This window comes from Enterobacter sp. UPMP2052 (assembly GCF_053709675.1).
Map to the genome: position 1 here is coordinate 202007 of NZ_JBSKJR010000005.1, position 17992 is coordinate 219998.

The following is a 17992-nucleotide window of genomic DNA, read 5'->3' on the forward strand; positions in this document are numbered from 1 at the left end:
GAATGGCTAAGCAATCAATGAAAGCACGCGAAGTAAAACGCGTAGCTTTAGCTGATAAATTCTTCGCTAAACGCGCTGAACTGAAAGCGATCATTTCTGATGTGAACGCTTCCGACGAAGATCGTTGGAATGCGGTTCTCAAGCTGCAGTCTCTGCCGCGTGATTCCAGCCCGTCTCGTCAGCGTAACCGCTGTCGTCAAACAGGTCGTCCACATGGTTATGTGGGCAAGTTTGGGTTGAGCCGTATCAAACTGCGTGAAGCCGCCATGCGCGGTGAAGTACCAGGCTTGAAAAAGGCTAGCTGGTAATTACCAATTGAATCACGGGAGTAAAGACAGATGAGCATGCAAGATCCGATCGCGGATATGCTGACCCGTATCCGTAACGGTCAGGCCGCGAACAAAGTTGCGGTCACCATGCCTTCCGCCAAGCTGAAAGTGGCAATTGCCAACGTGCTGAAGGAAGAAGGTTTTATCGAAGATTTTAAAGTTGAAGGCGACACCAAGCCGGAACTGGAACTTACTCTCAAGTATTTCCAGGGTAAAGCTGTTGTAGAAAGCATTCAGCGTGTCAGCCGCCCAGGCCTGCGCATCTATAAGAAAAAAGATGAGCTGCCTAAAGTTATGGCTGGTCTGGGTATCGCGGTTGTTTCTACCTCTAAAGGTGTTATGACTGATCGTGCAGCGCGCCAAGCTGGTCTTGGTGGCGAAATTATCTGCTACGTAGCCTAATCGGAGGAAAGAATGTCTCGTGTTGCTAAAGCACCGGTCGTTATTCCTGCCGGCGTTGATGTAAAAATCGACGGTCAGGTTATTACGATCAAAGGTAAAAACGGCGAGCTGACTCGTACCCTCAACAATGCTGTTGAAGTTAAACATGCAGATAACGCTCTGACCTTTGGTCCACGTGATGGTTTCGTGGATGGATGGGCTCAGGCTGGTACCGCGCGTGCCCTGCTGAACTCAATGGTTGTTGGTGTTACCGAAGGCTTCACTAAAAAGCTTCAGCTGGTTGGTGTAGGTTATCGTGCAGCGATCAAAGGGAATGCAGTAGGCCTGTCTCTGGGCTTCTCACACCCTGTTGAGCATCCGCTGCCGGCCGGTATCACTGCAGAATGTCCGACTCAAACTGAAATCGTGCTGAAAGGCGCTGATAAACAGCTGATCGGTCAGGTTGCAGCAGATCTGCGCGCCTACCGTCGTCCTGAGCCTTATAAAGGCAAGGGTGTTCGTTACGCCGACGAAGTCGTGCGTACCAAAGAGGCTAAGAAGAAGTAAGGTAACACTATGGATAAGAAATCTGCTCGTATCCGTCGTGCGACCCGCGCACGCCGCAAGCTCAAAGAGCTGGGTGCAACTCGCCTGGTGGTACATCGTACCCCGCGTCATATTTACGCACAGGTAATTGCACCGAACGGTTCTGAAGTTCTGGTAGCTGCTTCTACTGTAGAAAAAGCTATCTCAGAACAATTGAAGTACACCGGTAACAAAGACGCCGCTGCAGCTGTAGGTAAAGCTGTTGCAGAACGCGCTCTGGAAAAAGGCATCAGCAATGTTTCCTTTGACCGTTCCGGGTTCCAATATCATGGTCGTGTCCAGGCACTGGCAGATGCTGCCCGTGAAGCTGGCCTTCAGTTCTAAGGTAGAGGTGTAAGATGGCTCACATCGAAAAACAGGCTGGCGAACTGCAGGAAAAGCTGATCGCGGTTAACCGCGTATCTAAAACCGTTAAAGGTGGTCGTATTTTCTCCTTCACAGCTCTGACTGTAGTTGGTGATGGTAACGGTCGCGTTGGTTTTGGTTACGGTAAAGCGCGTGAAGTTCCAGCAGCGATCCAGAAAGCGATGGAAAAAGCCCGTCGCAATATGATTAACGTCGCGCTGAACAACGGCACCCTGCAACACCCGGTTAAAGGTGTTCACACGGGTTCTCGTGTATTCATGCAGCCAGCTTCAGAAGGTACCGGTATCATCGCCGGTGGTGCAATGCGCGCCGTTCTGGAAGTTGCTGGAGTTCATAACGTTCTGGCTAAAGCATATGGTTCCACCAACCCGATCAACGTGGTTCGTGCAACTATTGATGGCCTGGAAAATATGAATTCTCCAGAAATGGTCGCTGCCAAGCGTGGTAAATCCGTTGAAGAAATTCTGGGGTAATTGACCATGGCAAAGACTATTAAAATCACTCAAACCCGCAGTGCAATCGGTCGTCTGCCGAAACACAAGGCAACGCTGCTTGGCCTGGGTCTGCGTCGTATTGGACATACCGTTGAGCGCGAGGATACTCCCGCTGTTCGTGGTATGGTCAACGCGGTTTACTTCATGGTTAAAGTTGAGGAGTAAGAGATGCGTTTAAATACTCTGTCTCCGGCCGAAGGCTCTAAAAAGGCGGGTAAACGCCTGGGTCGTGGTATCGGTTCTGGCCTCGGTAAAACCGGTGGTCGTGGTCACAAAGGTCAGAACTCTCGTTCTGGCGGTGGCGTACGTCGCGGTTTCGAGGGTGGTCAGATGCCACTGTACCGTCGTCTGCCGAAGTTCGGCTTCACCTCTCGCAAAGCAGCGATCACAGCGGAAATCCGTCTGTCTGACCTGGCGAAAGTTGAAGGCGGCGTTGTAGACCTGAACACGCTGAAAGCAGCAAACATTATCGGTATCCAGATCGAGTTCGCGAAAGTGATCCTGGCTGGTGAAGTTTCTACTCCGGTAACTGTTCGTGGCCTGCGTGTTACTAAAGGTGCTCGTGCTGCTATCGAAGCTGCTGGCGGTAAAATTGAGGAATAAGTAGCAGATGGCTAAGCAACCGGGATTAGATTTTCAAAGTGCCAAAGGTGGATTTGGCGAGCTGAAACGCAGACTGCTGTTTGTTATCGGCGCGCTGATTGTGTTCCGTATTGGCTCTTTTATTCCGATCCCTGGTATCGATGCCGCTGTACTTGCCAAACTGCTTGAACAACAGCGAGGCACCATCATTGAAATGTTTAACATGTTCTCTGGTGGTGCTCTCAGCCGTGCTTCTATCTTTGCTCTGGGTATCATGCCGTATATTTCGGCATCGATTATTATCCAGCTGCTGACGGTCGTTCATCCGGCCCTGGCAGAGTTGAAGAAAGAAGGGGAGTCTGGACGTCGTAAGATTAGTCAGTACACCCGCTACGGTACTCTGGTGCTGGCAATATTCCAGTCGATCGGTATTGCTACCGGTCTTCCGAATATGCCTGGTATGCAGGGTCTGGTGTTAAACCCAGGCTTTGCATTCTATTTCACCGCTGTTGTAAGTCTGGTCACAGGAACGATGTTCCTGATGTGGCTCGGCGAACAGATTACTGAACGTGGTATCGGTAACGGTATCTCGATCATTATCTTCGCCGGTATCGTTGCGGGTCTCCCGCCGGCCATCGCCCACACTATCGAGCAAGCGCGTCAAGGCGACCTGCACTTCCTCCTGTTGCTGTTGGTTGCAGTATTAGTATTTGCAGTGACGTTCTTTGTTGTCTTCGTGGAACGTGGTCAACGCCGCATTGTGGTGAACTACGCTAAACGTCAGCAGGGTCGTCGTGTCTATGCTGCACAGAGCACACATTTACCGCTGAAAGTGAATATGGCGGGGGTTATCCCGGCTATCTTCGCTTCCAGTATTATTCTGTTCCCGGCGACCATCGCGTCATGGTTCGGGGGCGGTACTGGTTGGAACTGGCTGACAACAATTTCGCTGTATTTGCAGCCTGGGCAACCACTCTATGTGTTACTCTATGCGTCTGCGATCATCTTCTTCTGTTTCTTCTACACGGCGTTGGTCTTCAACCCGCGTGAAACAGCAGATAACCTGAAGAAGTCCGGTGCATTTGTACCAGGAATTCGTCCGGGAGAGCAAACGGCGAAGTATATCGATAAAGTAATGACTCGCCTGACTTTGGTTGGTGCGCTTTATATTACTTTTATCTGCCTGATCCCGGAGTTCATGCGTGATGCAATGAAAGTGCCGTTCTACTTCGGTGGGACCTCGTTGCTTATCGTTGTTGTCGTGATTATGGACTTTATGGCTCAAGTGCAAACTCTGATGATGTCCAGTCAGTATGAGTCTGCATTGAAGAAGGCGAACCTGAAAGGCTATGGCCGCTAATTGGTCGCCTGAGAAGTTACGGAGAGTAAAAATGAAAGTTCGTGCTTCCGTCAAGAAATTATGCCGTAACTGCAAAATCGTTAAGCGTGATGGTGTCATCCGTGTGATTTGCAGTGCCGAGCCGAAGCATAAACAGCGCCAAGGCTGATTATTTCGCATATTTTTCTTGCAAAGTTGGGTTGAGCTGGCTAGATTAGCCAGCCAATCTTTTGTATGTCTGTACGTTTCCATTTGAGTATCCTGAAAACGGGCTTTTCAGCATGGTGCGTACATATTAAATAGTAGGAGTGCATAGTGGCCCGTATAGCAGGCATTAACATTCCTGATCAGAAACATGCTGTGATCGCATTAACTTCGATCTACGGCGTCGGCAAGACCCGTTCTAAAGCCATTCTGGCTGCAGCGGGTATCGCTGAAGATGTTAAGATCAGTGAGCTGTCTGAAGAACAAATCGACACGCTGCGTGACGAAGTTGCCAAATTTGTCGTTGAAGGTGATCTGCGCCGTGAAATCAGCATGAGCATCAAGCGCCTGATGGATCTTGGTTGCTATCGCGGTTTGCGTCATCGTCGTGGTCTGCCAGTGCGCGGTCAGCGTACTAAGACCAACGCACGTACCCGTAAGGGTCCGCGCAAACCGATCAAGAAATAATCGGGGTGATTGAATAATGGCAAAGGCACCAGTTCGTGCACGTAAACGTGTAAGAAAACAAGTCTCTGACGGCGTGGCTCATATCCATGCTTCTTTCAACAACACCATCGTTACTATTACTGATCGTCAGGGTAACGCATTGGGTTGGGCAACAGCCGGTGGTTCCGGTTTCCGTGGTTCTCGCAAATCCACTCCGTTCGCAGCTCAGGTTGCAGCAGAGCGTTGCGCTGAAGCCGTAAAAGAATACGGCATCAAGAATCTGGAAGTTATGGTTAAAGGTCCGGGTCCGGGTCGTGAATCTACTGTTCGCGCTCTGAACGCCGCTGGTTTCCGCATCACGAATATTACTGATGTGACTCCGATCCCTCATAACGGTTGTCGTCCGCCGAAAAAACGTCGCGTATAACGCTCGTTTTTTAGGTTAGTTGGAGATAGAAAATGGCAAGATATTTGGGTCCTAAGCTCAAGCTGAGCCGTCGTGAGGGCACCGACTTATTCCTTAAGTCTGGCGTTCGCGCGATCGATACCAAGTGTAAAATTGAACAAGCTCCTGGCCAGCACGGTGCGCGTAAACCGCGTCTGTCTGACTATGGTGTGCAGTTGCGTGAAAAGCAAAAAGTTCGCCGTATGTACGGTGTGCTGGAGCGTCAGTTCCGTAACTACTATAAAGAAGCAGCACGTCTGAAAGGCAACACAGGTGAAAACCTGCTGGCCCTGCTGGAAGGTCGTCTGGACAACGTTGTATACCGTATGGGCTTCGGCGCGACTCGTGCTGAATCACGCCAGCTGGTTAGCCATAAAGCAATCATGGTAAACGGTCGTGTTGTTAACATCGCTTCTTATCAGGTTAAAGCGAATGACGTTGTTAGCATTCGTGAGAAAGCGAAAAAGCAATCTCGCGTGAAGGCCGCTCTGGAGCTGGCTGAGCAGCGTGAAAAGCCAACCTGGCTGGAAGTTGATGCTGGCAAGATGGAAGGTACGTTCAAGCGTCAGCCGGAACGTTCTGATCTGTCTGCGGACATTAACGAACACCTGATCGTCGAGCTTTACTCCAAGTAAAGCTTAGTACCAAAGAGAGGACACAATGCAGGGTTCTGTGACAGAGTTTCTAAAACCGCGCCTGGTAGATATCGAGCAAGTGAGTTCGACGCACGCCAAGGTGACCCTTGAGCCTTTAGAGCGTGGCTTTGGCCATACTCTGGGTAACGCACTGCGCCGTATTCTGCTCTCATCGATGCCGGGTTGCGCGGTGACCGAGGTTGAGATTGATGGTGTACTTCATGAGTACAGCACCAAAGAAGGCGTTCAGGAAGATATCCTTGAAATCCTGCTCAACCTGAAAGGGCTGGCGGTGAGAGTTCAGGGTAAAGATGAAGTTATTCTTACTCTGAATAAATCTGGCATTGGCCCTGTGACTGCAGCCGACATCACCCACGACGGTGATGTTGAAATCGTCAAGCCGCAGCACGTGATCTGCCACCTGACCGATGAGAACGCAGCGATTAGCATGCGTATCAAAGTTCAGCGCGGTCGTGGTTATGTGCCGGCTTCTGCCCGAATTCATTCGGAAGAAGATGAGCGCCCAATCGGCCGTCTGCTGGTCGACGCATGCTACAGCCCTGTAGAGCGTATTGCCTACAATGTTGAAGCAGCGCGTGTAGAACAGCGTACCGACCTGGACAAGCTGGTCATCGAAATGGAAACCAACGGCACAATCGATCCTGAAGAGGCGATTCGTCGTGCGGCAACCATCCTGGCAGAACAACTGGAAGCTTTCGTTGACTTACGTGATGTACGTCAGCCGGAAGTGAAAGAAGAGAAACCAGAATTCGATCCGATCCTGCTGCGCCCTGTTGACGATCTCGAGTTGACTGTCCGCTCTGCTAACTGCCTCAAGGCAGAAGCTATCCACTATATCGGTGATCTGGTACAGCGTACCGAGGTTGAGTTGCTGAAAACGCCAAACCTGGGTAAAAAATCTCTTACCGAGATTAAAGACGTGCTGGCTTCACGTGGTCTGTCTCTGGGCATGCGCCTGGAAAACTGGCCACCGGCAAGCATTGCTGACGAGTAACCGGATCACAGGTTAAGGTTTTACTGAGAAGGATAAGGTCATGCGCCATCGTAAGAGTGGTCGTCAACTGAACCGCAACAGCAGCCATCGCCAGGCTATGTTCCGCAACATGGCAGGTTCACTGGTTCGTCATGAGATCATCAAGACGACCCTGCCTAAAGCGAAAGAGCTGCGTCGCGTAGTTGAGCCGCTGATTACTCTTGCCAAGACTGACAGCGTTGCTAATCGTCGTCTGGCATTCGCCCGTACTCGTGATAACGAGATCGTGGCAAAACTGTTTAACGAACTGGGCCCGCGTTTCGCGAGCCGTGCCGGTGGTTACACTCGTATTCTGAAGTGTGGCTTCCGTGCAGGCGACAACGCGCCGATGGCTTACATCGAGCTGGTTGATCGTTCAGAATCTAAAGCAGAAGCTGCTGCAGAGTAATCTGTAGTAACGTAAAAAAACCCGCCTCGGCGGGTTTTTTTATATCCGCAGGATCCCCACTTCTCTACAATAACTGTATCTTTTATGTCCACTGCGTGGAGTTCAACATGTGGTTGCTGGACCAATGGGCAGAACGCCATATCTGCGATGCCCAACGAAAAGGTGAATTCGATAATCTCCCGGGTAGCGGCGCGCCCTTAGTGCTGGATGATGATTCGCACATTCCTGCCGATCTGCGAGCCGGATACCGTTTACTGAAAAATGCAGGCTGTTTACCTCCCGAACTGGAACAGCGCAAAGAAGCTGTCGAACTGACTGACCTGCTCAAGGGCATTCGTAAGGACGATCCGCGGCATCAGGAAATTAGCCGCCGATTGAGAGTAATCGAGCTCAGACTACGGCAGGCGGGAATGAGCACCGACTTTTTGCAGGGTGACTATTACGAAAGTATCAGGCAAAGATTAGACGAGGAATAAGCATGTATCGTATTGGTGAACTTGCCAGGCTCGCAAACGTAACGCCGGACACTGTCCGCTATTACGAGAAGCAGCAGATGATAGATCATGAAGTGCGAACTGAGGGGGGGTTCCGTCTCTATACGGATAACGATCTCCAGCGTTTGCGCTTTATTCGGTACGCGCGTCAGCTCGGATTTTCGCTGGAATCGATCCGCGAACTGTTATCGATCCGCATCGATCCTGAACATCACACCTGTCAGGAATCTAAAAGTATTGTCCAGGCAAGGCTGGATGAGGTTGAAGCACGTATTCAGGAGCTGCAGACCATGCAGCGTTCACTGCAACGGCTGAATGATGCGTGCTGCGGTACCGCGCACAGCAGCGTGTATTGTTCCATTCTGGAAACGCTCGAGCAAGGGGCCACTGGGGAGCCGCAGGGATGTTGATTTTTAGCCAGTCCGGGACTAGACTCCCGTCGTCATTAACCATGCTCAGGAGAGATTATGAGCCGCTATCAGCATACCAAAGGACAAATTAAGGATAACGCCATTGAGGCACTGCTTCACGATCCGCTTTTCAGGCAGCGGGTTGAGAAGAGTAAAAAAGGAAAAGGCAGCTATCTGCGTAAAGATAAACATGCAAAACGAGGTAACTGGGAGGCCAGTGGCAAGCAAGCGATTCGCTTATTTACCACTGGCCTTCCGGCTTTTTGGTGCTGATTAAGAGCGGTTATTCTGCTCTTTTAACAAATCACGGATTTCACTCAGCAACACTTCTTCTTTGGACGGTGCTGCAGGCGCAGCTGCAGGTTCTTCTTTTTTACGGTTAAGTCTGTTGATGAGCTTGATGGCCATAAAAATGGCGAACGCCACAATCACAAAATCAAACACATTCTGGATGAACACGCCGTAGTGCATTACGACGGCAGGAATATCTCCCTGAGCCTCGCGAAGCGTAACGGCAAACTGTTTAAAATCGATGCCGCCGATCAGCAACCCTAAAGGTGGCATAATAATGTCGGCAACTAAAGATGAAACGATCTTACCGAACGCCGCACCAATAATGACACCCACCGCCAAATCCACCACATTCCCGCGCATCGCAAATTCGCGAAATTCTTTAATAAAACTCATTATTTTCTCCTTGAACCACCTGACGCCTATAAGTTTAACAAATGATTAGCCATTTGCCATTGGTGATAAATATTCGCTATGAAAAATAAAAGGCTTAGAGATGAGAGGGTTAAATGAGGGGCTCAATAATGAACCCCCTGATATCAAAGGAAGAATGGGCTTGGCTGGAATAACCGTTCAACGTCGGTAATAAATTTCTTATCCGTAAGGAACATAATTACATGGTCGCCTTGTTCGATACGTAAATTATCATTGGCGATCATGACGTCATTTCCACGGACTACGGCACCGATGATTGTTCCCGGTGGGAGCTTGATTTCATCGATGGAACGACCGACAACGCGTGAGGTAGTTTCATCGCCATGCGCGACGGCCTCAATGGCTTCAGCCACCCCACGACGAAGTGATGAAACACCCACGATATCAGCTTTACGCACATGGCTCAGCAGGGCGGAAATCGTCGCCTGCTGTGGAGAAATCGCGATATCAATGACGCTGCCCTGTACAAGATCAACGTAGGCACGGCGCTGAATAAGCACCATCACCTTTTTGGCCCCCATACGTTTCGCGAGCATAGCGGACATAATGTTCGCTTCATCGTCGTTGGTCACCGCAATGAACAAATCAACTTGATCGATATGCTCTTCCGCCAGCAACTCCTGATCCGATGCATCGCCGAAAAATACGATCGTATTTTGTAATTTTTCCGCGAGTTCAGAGGCGCGCTGTTGATCGCGCTCGATCAGTTTTACGCTGTAATCTTTCTCAAGACGTCGGGCAAGTCCTGCACCGATGTTGCCACCGCCGACCAGCATGATGCGCTTATAGGGTTTTTCAAGACGCTGAAGCTCACTCATCACCGCGCGGATATGTTGTGATGCCGCGATAAAGAAGACTTCATCGCCCGCTTCAACAATCGTAGAGCCTTGCGGACGGATTGGCCGGTCGTGACGGAAAATGGCGGCGACACGCGTATCAATATGTGGCATGTGCTCGCGCATCGTAGACAGCGCATTGCCTATCAGCGGGCCACCGTAATAAGCCTTAACAACGGCAAGACTGACTTTACCTTCGGCAAAGTTGACCACCTGCAAAGCGCCCGGGTATTCGATCAGGCGATAAATGCTGTCAATAACCAGCTGTTCCGGCGCGATAAGATGATCGATAGGTACCGCCTCTGAATTGAACAGCTTTTCTGCATCCCGCACATAGTCCGGAGAACGTATACGGGCGATTCGGTTTGGCGTGTTGAAAAGCGAATAGGCCACCTGGCATGCAACCATATTGGTTTCGTCAGAACTGGTTACGGCAACCAGCATGTCGGCATCGTCAGCACCCGCCTCACGCAGGACGCGGGGATGTGAACCGTGTCCTTGCACAACGCGCAGGTCAAATTTGTCCTGTAAAACGCGCAGGCGTTCGCCGTTTGTATCGACAATGGTGATGTCGTTATTTTCGCCGACAAGATTTTCCGCCAGCGTCCCGCCAACCTGTCCTGCACCCAGAATGATAATCTTCATATTTCGTGACCTGTTCTCAACATCACTCTTTGATTAGCTTAGCGTAAAAGAAGCCATCACCCTCTTCAGCGCCAGGCAGGTTCTGCTGTCCCGGCTGTTCAGGCGTGCCCGTATCATGCAGCGCTGCGTCAGGCGTACGTTTAAGGAAGGCGGCAATCTGCTGACTGTTTTCCTCGGGAAGTACGGAGCAGGTTGCATATACCAGGGTTCCGCCAGCTTTCAGGTGCGGCCAGATAGCATCGAGGATGTCGGACTGCAGTTGAGCCAGTTCTTTGATGTCACGATCGCGGCGCAGCCATTTAATGTCGGGATGACGACGGATAACGCCCGTTGCAGAGCAGGGAGCATCAAGCAAAATGCGATCGAACTGCGTGTTGCCACACCAGTCTGCGGGTGTTCTGCCATCGCCTTGCTTAACCTGGGCCTTCATGCCTAAACGCTTCAGGTTGTCATAGACGCGTGACAGGCGCTGCTCATCGACGTCAACGGCGAGAACGTCGGCCTGCGGCGCAACTTCCAGAATATGCGTTGTTTTGCCGCCGGGTGCAGCACAGAGATCGAGGATCTTCTCACCGTTTTTTGGTTCAAGCCAGGTCATGCAGCCTTGTGCAGAAGCATCCTGTACGGTCACCCAGCCCTCTTCAAACCCAGGCAAGGCGTGTACCGGGGCAGGGGAGGCTAAACGCACGGCATCCGGGTAAGCTTCGTGGATGAATCCGCTCATTCCTGACTCTTCCAGCAACGCCAGCCACTCATCGCGCTTATGATGAGTGCGGTTCACGCGAAGCCACATCGGAGGGCGTTGATTATTGGCCTCTGCAATGGCTTGCCACTGCGTTGGATAGGCTTTTTTCAGGCGGTTCAGCAGCCAGTCAGGATGAAGGAAACGCTTCTCAGTCTGGGCGAACTCAGCTAAAAGTTCCTCCTGCTGTCGCTGGAACTGGCGCAGTACCCCGTTAATCAATCCTTTAAGCTGAGGACGCTTAATCGCAATGGCGCCTTCCACCGTTTCGGCAAGCGCAGCATGAGGGGGAATGCGGGTATGCAGGAGCTGATAGAATCCCACCATAATCAAATAATGCACGCTACGCTGTTTGCCGGTCATGGGGCGTGCCATCAGCCGGCTAATCATCCATTCAAGCTGAGACAACGTGCGAAGCACACCAAAGCACAGCTCCTGCAGCAGCGCCTTATCTTTATCAGAGACTTTTTGTTGCAGCGGTGGCAGGACATTGCTCAGTGACTGGCCCTGCTCAATAACTTTTTCAACGGCCTGTGCCGCCATACTGCGTAAATTTTGTTTTTTCATAACCGTAGAAATAAAAATGCCCGGAAACTCCGGGCCTTAAGAATTAATTTGCTCAGGCAAGACGATTGCCAGGGATAAACCATTCACGCCGGGAATTGAGCAGATCCTGCACACTCATCGCTTTCTTGCCAGCCGGCTGCAGTGACTCAAGATTCAAAATGCCCTCTGCCGTGGCGACCTGGATACCCTGTTTATTTGCCTCAACGATCGTCCCCGGAGCGGCCTGCACATGGCTCTCTATCACCGAGGCCTTCCAGACTTTAACCGGCTGATCGTCAATGACCATCCAGCTCATTGGCCAGGGGTTGAAGGCGCGTATGCAACGCTCTAGCTGAGCCGCAGGAAGCGCCCAGTCAAGCAGAGCTTCATCTTTGCTGAGTTTTTCGGCGTAAGTCACCAGCGCTTCATCCTGAACTTCAGGCTTTGCGGTGCCTTCAGCAAGCTGCTCCAGGGTCTTGATGAGGCCCTGTGGACCCAACTCTGCCAGCTTATCGTACAGCGTGGCGCTGGTATCTTCTGGGGTAATAGGGCACGACAGTTTATACAACATGTCACCGGTGTCTAAACCTACGTCCATTTTCATGATGGTCACACCGGTTTCTGCATCACCCGCCCATAGCGAACGCTGAATCGGCGCCGCACCGCGCCAGCGTGGCAGCAGTGAACCGTGTACGTTGATGCACCCGAGACGCGGCATATCAAGCACAGCTTTAGGCAGAATTAAACCGTAAGCCACGACGACCATCACATCGGCATTCAGGTCAGCGACCAGCTGCTGGTTCTCTTCAGGACGTAAAGAGGCGGGCTGGAAAACCGGGAGGCCATGTTCTTCGGCCAGGGCTTTCACCGGGCCTGGCATGAGCTTTTTACCACGACCTGCTGGACGATCCGGTTGGGTGAAGACGCCAACAACGTTGTGACCAGAAGATAACAGCGCGTCCAGATGACGCGCTGCAAAATCAGGCGTTCCCGCGAAGATAATGCGTAGTGTTTTAGACACGTTGATCCTTGTATCCGGGGGATATTATGCGCGAGAGCGCATACGATCCAGTTTCTCGACTTTCTGACGAATACGCTGCTGTTTCAGTGGGGAGAGGTAATCGATAAACAGTTTACCGACCAGATGATCCATCTCGTGCTGAATACAAATTGCCAGCAGGTCGTCTGCTTCCAGCTCGAACGGCTTGCCTTCACGATCGAGTGCGCGAATTTTTACTTTCTCGGCGCGTGGGACCAAAGCACGTTGTTCTGGAATAGACAGGCAGCCTTCCTCAATGCCCGTTTCGCCACTCTTTTCCAGCAGCTCAGGGTTAATCAGCACCAGGCGGCCGTCGCGATTTTCAGAAACGTCAATCACGATAATACGCTTGTGAATGTCTACCTGCGTTGCCGCAAGGCCAATGCCCTCTTCGGCGTACATGGTATCGAACATATCATCGACGATACGCTGAATTTCTGCATTCACTTCTTTAACCGGTTCAGCGACGATGCGAAGGCGCTCGTCCGGAATATGTAACACTTGCAAAACTGCCATAAATTTCCAGAGTCGTGTTCAGGAGTTGATAAGATTAATAACTCTATTCTAGACAAATCCCCCTTCGATTGACAGCATCTGTGACCAATCGCAATGATTGCGGAGACGGTGTGTGGCAGGGGAAAGGATGACATCTACAGAGATATGGTTACGGCTTATCAGCATCGGTTCATTGGGTGGCGAAGAGATGCTGGATATCGCAGAAAAACTCTCGCGCCAGACCGTTATCGATAATGGCTCAGCAAGGGAGGCGGGGCTGTCAGCAAAGCTCGCCGAAAAATTCGTTGCGCTGAGTGAATGCGAGCTGGAATCAAGCCTTAAATGGTTAGAGCAGCCGGGGCATCATCTGCTGACTGCCCATCATCCTCTCTATCCCCCTTTGTTGCGAACCCTCCCTGATTATCCCGGCGCGCTATTTGTGAAAGGAAGCCTGGATGTGCTCACAACCCTTCAACTGGCGGTTGTCGGGAGTCGTGCCCCCTCATGGTATGGCGAGCGATGGGGAAAGATCCTGTGCGAGTCACTTGCGCAGTGCGGTTTTACGATAACCAGCGGGTTGGCGTGCGGTATCGATGGCGTTGCTCATCACGCCGCACTTGCAGCAGGTGGCCGCAGCGTGGCGGTGTTAGGCAACGGGCTCTTTAGCGTGTACCCGCGACGGCATCATCATCTGGCTGAACAGCTTGTTGAGTCGGGCGGGGCGATAGTGTCGGAGTTCTCTTTATCGACGCAGCCCAGGCCCGGTAATTTTCCTCGCCGTAATCGTATTATCAGCGGGTTGAGCCAGGGTGTCCTGGTCGTCGAAGCGGCAATACGCAGTGGTTCGCTTGTCACGGCAAGGTGCGCTCTGGAACAGGGGCGCGAAGTGTTTGCGCTACCCGGCCCTGTTGGTAATCCTGGTTGCGAAGGCCCACACTGGCTCATCAAGCAAGGCGCAACCCCTGTTACCTGTATTGAAGACATTCTGCAAAATGTGCAACACGGTTTGCAGTGGCTGCCAGAGGAACCCGAAAAGAGACATAATTCATCAGATCAGCAGGCGGTGGCATTGCCATTTCCCAAGCTCCTGGCTAACGTAGGAGATGAGGTAACACCTGTTGACGTTGTCGCTGAACGTGCCGGCCAACCTGTGCCAGTTACGGTAGCACAGCTACTCGAACTGGAGTTAGCAGGATGGATCGCAGCTGTACCCGGCGGCTATGTCCGATTAAGGAGGGCAAGCCATGTTCGACGTACTGATGTATTTGTTTGAGACTTACATCCATAACGAAGCAGAAATGCGAGTGGATCAGGACAAATTGACACGGGATCTTACCGATGCAGGATTTGAGCGGGAAGATATTTATAATGCGTTGATGTGGCTGGAGAAACTGGCTGATTATCAGGAAGGTCTGGCCGAGCCGATGCAGTTGGCTTCGGACCCACTTTCTGTACGCATCTATACAGCTGAAGAGTGTGAAAGGCTGGATGCCAGCTGCCGGGGATTCATTTTATTCCTTGAGCAGATTCAGGTGCTAAACCTCGAAACGCGAGAAATGGTGATAGAGCGCGTGATGGCGCTGGATACGGCAGAATTTGAACTGGACGATCTCAAGTGGGTCATCCTGATGGTACTGTTCAATATTCCGGGCTGTGAAAATGCCTATCAGCAAATGGAAGAATTACTCTTTGAAGTGAATGAAGGTATGCTGCACTAAATTCTATGTGCAGCACCAAGAGTTGTTATGGCCAAATCAGCACTGTTCACGGTGCATAAAAATGAGCCCTGTCCACAGTGCGGGGCTGAACTTGTCATTCGGTCCGGGAAACACGGTCCGTTTCTCGGTTGTTCACACTATCCGGAATGTGATTATGTCCGTCCCCTGAAAAGCCAGGCGGACGGACATATCGTCAAAGTTCTGGAGGGGCAATTGTGCCCACTTTGCGGCAGCGAATTGGCGCTGAGGCAGGGGCGTTTCGGGATGTTTATCGGATGCAGCCGATACCCTGAATGTGGACATACAGAACAAATTGATAAGCCCGATGAAACGGCGATTGCCTGCCCACAGTGTCAACGCGGGCAGCTGGTGCAGCGTCGTTCTCGTTTTGGTAAGACCTTCCATTCATGCGATCGCTATCCTGAATGCCAGTTCGTTATCAATTTCAAACCGGTAGCGGGGGTCTGCCCTCATTGCAATTATCCGCTACTTATAGAGAAGAAAACGGCGCAAGGCTTGAAACACTTCTGCGCCAGTAAACAATGTGGAAAGCCGGTTTCGGCGGATCAAACCAGTGAATAATAACCTGCCAACAGGCTCCATTGCGCATGCGGTGGACGTCCTGAAAAATGAAGAAGTCATCGCTTATCCGACAGAGGCTGTCTTTGGTGTCGGTTGTGACCCAGACAGTGAGAAGGCCGTCAGTCGTTTACTTGCACTCAAGCAGAGACCCGTTGAAAAAGGGCTGATTTTAATTGCTGCTAACTACGAGCAGCTTAAACCTTATATAGATGATGCCATGCTGACCCCGGCGCAGCGTGAGACGATCTTCTCGGCCTGGCCTGGGCCAGTGACCTTCGTTTTCCCGGCACAGCCAACCACGCCGCGCTGGTTGACCGGGCGCTTTGATTCCCTCGCCGTTCGCGTAACTGACCATCCGCTGGTGGTGGAACTGTGTCTGGCGTTTGGTAAACCCCTGGTCTCTACCAGCGCCAACCTGACGGGATTGCCTCCTTGTCGCACAACCGAAGAAGTGCTGGCTCAGTTCGGGAATGATTTTCCGGTCGCGATCGGCGAAACGGGCGGTCGCCTGAATCCGTCTGAAATTCGCGATGCCTTAACCGGCGAACGTTTTCGCCAGGGGTAACATGATGGAAACCTACGCTGTTTTTGGTAATCCGATAGCGCACAGTAAATCACCGTTGATCCATCAGCAATTTGCTGAGCAACTTCAGATAGATCATCCCTATGGCCGTGTGTTGGCTCCCGTAGATGCATTTGTGCCTGCTTTGGACGCCTTTTTCTCGGCGGGCGGTAAAGGTGCGAATGTGACCGTGCCTTTTAAGGAAGAGGCGTTCGAACGCGCGGATGAACTCACCGAGCGTGCGTCTCTTGCGGGCGCGGTGAATACCCTCAAACGGCTTGAGGATGGACGCCTTCTAGGTGATAACACCGACGGGATCGGCTTACTCAGCGATCTCGAAAGACTGTCATTTATCAAACCCGGCTTTCGGGTTCTGCTGATTGGCGCGGGTGGGGCCTCGCGGGGCGTGCTGCTTCCTCTGCTTTCGCTGGATTGTGCTGTAACCATTACCAACAGAACCTTCTCCAGAGCGGAAGCGCTGGCAGCGTTATTTGCACACACCGGCAGCGTGAGTGCGGTAGACCTTAACGATCTTGCCGATCGGGAGTTCGATCTCGTCATTAATGCGACGTCCAGCGGCATTGGCGGTGAAGTCCCCGCGATCCCTGCGTCGCTGATAAGCAGTCATCTCTATTTATATGACATGTATTATCAGAAGGGAAAAACGCCTTTCCTGGCGTGGTGCGAAAAACATGGCGCAAAACATATGGCGGATGGTCTGGGTATGCTGGTGGGACAAGCTGCGCATGCTGTACTTCTCTGGCATGGCATGTTGCCTGAGGTTGAGCCGGTGATTGAAACGTTGAAACGGGAACTGATGGAGTGAACCAGGCGATCCACTTTCCGGACCGGGAAATTTGGGATGAAGAGAAGCAGGCGGTATGTTTCCCGGTGCTGGTACACGGCATGCAGCTTACCTGTGCTATTAGCGGGGAAACGCTACGTCGTCGCTTTGGTGGCTCCGCGCCGCTTGAAATATTCTGTGAAAATCGCTGGGATCTTGAAGAGGAAGCCAGCGATTTAATTCGCGATCAGATGGAAGACGATCAGGGCTGGATTTGGTTGTCCTGATCCAGATAGTCATTTTTCCATTTAACGTAGTTGTTGACCGAGTACTTCAGCCCTTCAATTTCCGCCTCTTTTAAGGGGCGGATCTGTTTTACCGGGCTGCCTAAATAGAGATAGCCGCTTTCCAGGCGTTTATTTTGCGGAACAAGACTCCCGGCGCCGATCATTACGTCATCTTCTACGATGACGCCATCGAGCAAAATCGACCCCATCCCTACCAGAACCCGGTTTCCAATCGTGCAGCCGTGCAGCATGACTTTATGACCTACGGTAACATCCTCGCCGATAATAAGCGGATTGCCCTGCGGGTTGTAGGACGATTTGTGAGTGACATGCAGGACGCTGCCGTCCTGAATATTGGTCCGTGCGCCAATTGCTACATAGTTGACGTCCCCCCTGATCGCGACAAGCGGCCAGATGCTGACGTCGTCTGCCATTCGAACATCGCCAATGACCACGCTGCTGGGATCGATCATCACGCGATCGCCTGTTTGAGGGACCAGATCTTTATAGGGACGTAATGCTGCAGACATATCTACCTCGACAGATGAGCGTTATATAAGAAGACTTTGATCGCATTGTAGGGTCGGGGCAAGACAAAATGCGTCAATATTTAGTCAGATCGGATGGGATTTCAGCGAAAAGCGCGGAAAATCAGCAGTCAGTAAAAAAGATCCAAAAAATACTTGTGCTAAAAAATGGGATCCCTATAATGCGCCTCCATCGACACGGCAGATGTGAATCACTTCACACAACAACCGGTTCGGTTGAAGAGAAAAAATCCTGAGATTCAGGGTTGACTCTGAAAGAGGAAAGCGTAATATACGCCACCTCGCGACAGAGCGCTAAAGCGCGTCGC

29 protein-coding genes are annotated in these 17992 nt (G+C 51.5%); 23 read left to right on the forward strand and 6 right to left on the reverse strand.

The annotated features are described in order from the left end of the window. Positions 1-2: 2 nt before the first annotated feature. The 17 genes from rpsN (at position 3) to ACWKX3_RS15975 (ending at position 8447) form a co-directional block, all read left to right on the forward strand. Complete coding sequence (rpsN, locus tag ACWKX3_RS15895) at positions 3-308, forward strand: 30S ribosomal protein S14 (RefSeq protein WP_003863291.1); 306 nt, start codon at positions 3-5, stop codon at positions 306-308. 30 nt (positions 309-338) lie between these two features. After that, positions 339-731: a 30S ribosomal protein S8 gene (gene rpsH, locus ACWKX3_RS15900; RefSeq protein WP_006178918.1), complete on the forward strand. Its 393-nt coding sequence runs from the start codon at positions 339-341 to the stop codon at positions 729-731. Between the two features lie 12 nt (positions 732-743). Further along, positions 744-1277, forward strand: a complete 534-nt coding sequence (gene rplF / locus ACWKX3_RS15905; RefSeq protein ID WP_006178917.1) for a 50S ribosomal protein L6 — start codon at positions 744-746, stop codon at positions 1275-1277. A 9-nt stretch (positions 1278-1286) separates the two neighbouring features. After that, positions 1287-1640: a 50S ribosomal protein L18 gene (gene rplR / locus ACWKX3_RS15910; protein WP_003863297.1), complete on the forward strand. Its 354-nt coding sequence runs from the start codon at positions 1287-1289 to the stop codon at positions 1638-1640. 14 nt (positions 1641-1654) lie between these two features. Next, positions 1655-2155, forward strand: coding sequence for a 30S ribosomal protein S5 (gene rpsE, locus ACWKX3_RS15915; RefSeq protein ID WP_003863299.1), 501 nt, complete (start codon positions 1655-1657; stop codon positions 2153-2155). Positions 2156-2161: 6 nt separating this feature from the next. Continuing rightward, positions 2162-2341, forward strand: a complete 180-nt coding sequence (gene rpmD / locus ACWKX3_RS15920; protein ID WP_003863301.1) for a 50S ribosomal protein L30 — start codon at positions 2162-2164, stop codon at positions 2339-2341. 3 nt (positions 2342-2344) lie between these two features. Further along, positions 2345-2779: a 50S ribosomal protein L15 gene (rplO, locus tag ACWKX3_RS15925; RefSeq protein WP_003863304.1), complete on the forward strand. Its 435-nt coding sequence runs from the start codon at positions 2345-2347 to the stop codon at positions 2777-2779. A gap of 7 nt (positions 2780-2786) precedes the next feature. After that, on the forward strand, positions 2787-4118 hold the full coding sequence (gene secY, locus ACWKX3_RS15930; protein ID WP_003863305.1) for a preprotein translocase subunit SecY: 1332 nt from the start codon (positions 2787-2789) through the stop codon (positions 4116-4118). Between the two features lie 31 nt (positions 4119-4149). Beyond that, the gene (rpmJ, locus tag ACWKX3_RS15935) at positions 4150-4266 is read left to right on the forward strand and encodes a 50S ribosomal protein L36 (protein WP_000868187.1); all 117 of its coding nucleotides are present in this window, start codon (positions 4150-4152) and stop codon (positions 4264-4266) included. Between the two features lie 146 nt (positions 4267-4412). After that, positions 4413-4769, forward strand: a complete 357-nt coding sequence (gene rpsM, locus ACWKX3_RS15940) for a 30S ribosomal protein S13 (protein WP_003863308.1) — start codon at positions 4413-4415, stop codon at positions 4767-4769. 16 nt (positions 4770-4785) lie between these two features. Next, positions 4786-5175, forward strand: a complete 390-nt coding sequence (gene rpsK / locus ACWKX3_RS15945; protein ID WP_003863312.1) for a 30S ribosomal protein S11 — start codon at positions 4786-4788, stop codon at positions 5173-5175. A gap of 32 nt (positions 5176-5207) precedes the next feature. Beyond that, positions 5208-5828, forward strand: a complete 621-nt coding sequence (gene rpsD / locus ACWKX3_RS15950; protein ID WP_004868345.1) for a 30S ribosomal protein S4 — start codon at positions 5208-5210, stop codon at positions 5826-5828. A 25-nt stretch (positions 5829-5853) separates the two neighbouring features. Next, positions 5854-6843, forward strand: coding sequence for a DNA-directed RNA polymerase subunit alpha (locus tag ACWKX3_RS15955; RefSeq protein ID WP_002919219.1), 990 nt, complete (start codon positions 5854-5856; stop codon positions 6841-6843). Positions 6844-6883: 40 nt separating this feature from the next. Next, positions 6884-7270: a 50S ribosomal protein L17 gene (gene rplQ, locus ACWKX3_RS15960; protein WP_001216372.1), complete on the forward strand. Its 387-nt coding sequence runs from the start codon at positions 6884-6886 to the stop codon at positions 7268-7270. 107 nt (positions 7271-7377) lie between these two features. After that, on the forward strand, positions 7378-7746 hold the full coding sequence (locus ACWKX3_RS15965; RefSeq protein WP_102890102.1) for a DnaJ family domain-containing protein: 369 nt from the start codon (positions 7378-7380) through the stop codon (positions 7744-7746). A 2-nt stretch (positions 7747-7748) separates the two neighbouring features. Next, the gene (gene zntR, locus ACWKX3_RS15970) at positions 7749-8174 is read left to right on the forward strand and encodes a Zn(2+)-responsive transcriptional regulator (protein WP_006178911.1); all 426 of its coding nucleotides are present in this window, start codon (positions 7749-7751) and stop codon (positions 8172-8174) included. Positions 8175-8231: 57 nt separating this feature from the next. After that, positions 8232-8447 (forward strand): alternative ribosome-rescue factor A, encoded by a 216-nt coding sequence (locus tag ACWKX3_RS15975; protein ID WP_058610882.1) that lies wholly within the window; start codon positions 8232-8234, stop codon positions 8445-8447. Here the strand turns inward: ACWKX3_RS15975 and mscL are convergent, their stop codons facing one another. From mscL to def, 5 genes are all read right to left on the reverse strand, one after another. Then, positions 8448-8861, reverse strand: a complete 414-nt coding sequence (gene mscL, locus ACWKX3_RS15980) for a large-conductance mechanosensitive channel protein MscL (RefSeq protein WP_006178909.1) — start codon at positions 8859-8861, stop codon at positions 8448-8450. A gap of 143 nt (positions 8862-9004) precedes the next feature. Beyond that, positions 9005-10381 (reverse strand): Trk system potassium transporter TrkA, encoded by a 1377-nt coding sequence (gene trkA / locus ACWKX3_RS15985; protein WP_006178908.1) that lies wholly within the window; start codon positions 10379-10381, stop codon positions 9005-9007. Positions 10382-10403: 22 nt separating this feature from the next. After that, complete coding sequence (gene rsmB / locus ACWKX3_RS15990; RefSeq protein ID WP_006178907.1) at positions 10404-11690, reverse strand: 16S rRNA (cytosine(967)-C(5))-methyltransferase RsmB; 1287 nt, start codon at positions 11688-11690, stop codon at positions 10404-10406. 52 nt (positions 11691-11742) lie between these two features. Next, on the reverse strand, positions 11743-12690 hold the full coding sequence (gene fmt, locus ACWKX3_RS15995; RefSeq protein WP_042322201.1) for a methionyl-tRNA formyltransferase: 948 nt from the start codon (positions 12688-12690) through the stop codon (positions 11743-11745). A gap of 24 nt (positions 12691-12714) precedes the next feature. Beyond that, complete coding sequence (gene def, locus ACWKX3_RS16000) at positions 12715-13224, reverse strand: peptide deformylase (protein WP_042322199.1); 510 nt, start codon at positions 13222-13224, stop codon at positions 12715-12717. A 127-nt stretch (positions 13225-13351) separates the two neighbouring features. On the opposite strand from def, the gene dprA reads away from it, so the two are divergent. Genes dprA through ACWKX3_RS16030 form a run of 6 tightly spaced genes read left to right on the forward strand, consistent with a single transcriptional unit; the run spans position 13352 to position 17136 of the window. Further along, positions 13352-14476 (forward strand): DNA-protecting protein DprA, encoded by a 1125-nt coding sequence (dprA, locus tag ACWKX3_RS16005; RefSeq protein ID WP_454542063.1) that lies wholly within the window; start codon positions 13352-13354, stop codon positions 14474-14476. After that, positions 14448-14921: a DUF494 family protein Smg gene (gene smg, locus ACWKX3_RS16010; protein WP_006178903.1), complete on the forward strand. Its 474-nt coding sequence runs from the start codon at positions 14448-14450 to the stop codon at positions 14919-14921. Before dprA ends, smg begins: the two co-directional genes overlap by 29 nt. A gap of 27 nt (positions 14922-14948) precedes the next feature. Then, positions 14949-15503, forward strand: a complete 555-nt coding sequence (locus ACWKX3_RS16015; RefSeq protein WP_042322196.1) for a DNA topoisomerase family protein — start codon at positions 14949-14951, stop codon at positions 15501-15503. Beyond that, the gene (tsaC, locus tag ACWKX3_RS16020) at positions 15496-16068 is read left to right on the forward strand and encodes an L-threonylcarbamoyladenylate synthase type 1 TsaC (RefSeq protein ID WP_006178901.1); all 573 of its coding nucleotides are present in this window, start codon (positions 15496-15498) and stop codon (positions 16066-16068) included. The genes ACWKX3_RS16015 and tsaC overlap by 8 nt, the downstream gene beginning before the upstream one ends. Positions 16069-16072: 4 nt before the next feature. Next, complete coding sequence (gene aroE / locus ACWKX3_RS16025) at positions 16073-16891, forward strand: shikimate dehydrogenase (protein WP_454542066.1); 819 nt, start codon at positions 16073-16075, stop codon at positions 16889-16891. Next, complete coding sequence (locus ACWKX3_RS16030; protein ID WP_006178899.1) at positions 16888-17136, forward strand: DUF1488 family protein; 249 nt, start codon at positions 16888-16890, stop codon at positions 17134-17136. Before aroE ends, ACWKX3_RS16030 begins: the two co-directional genes overlap by 4 nt. Here the strand turns inward: ACWKX3_RS16030 and ACWKX3_RS16035 are convergent. Continuing rightward, positions 17112-17666, reverse strand: a complete 555-nt coding sequence (locus ACWKX3_RS16035) for a gamma carbonic anhydrase family protein (RefSeq protein ID WP_454542064.1) — start codon at positions 17664-17666, stop codon at positions 17112-17114. The genes ACWKX3_RS16030 and ACWKX3_RS16035 overlap by 25 nt on opposite strands. Positions 17667-17992: the final 326 nt, after the last annotated feature.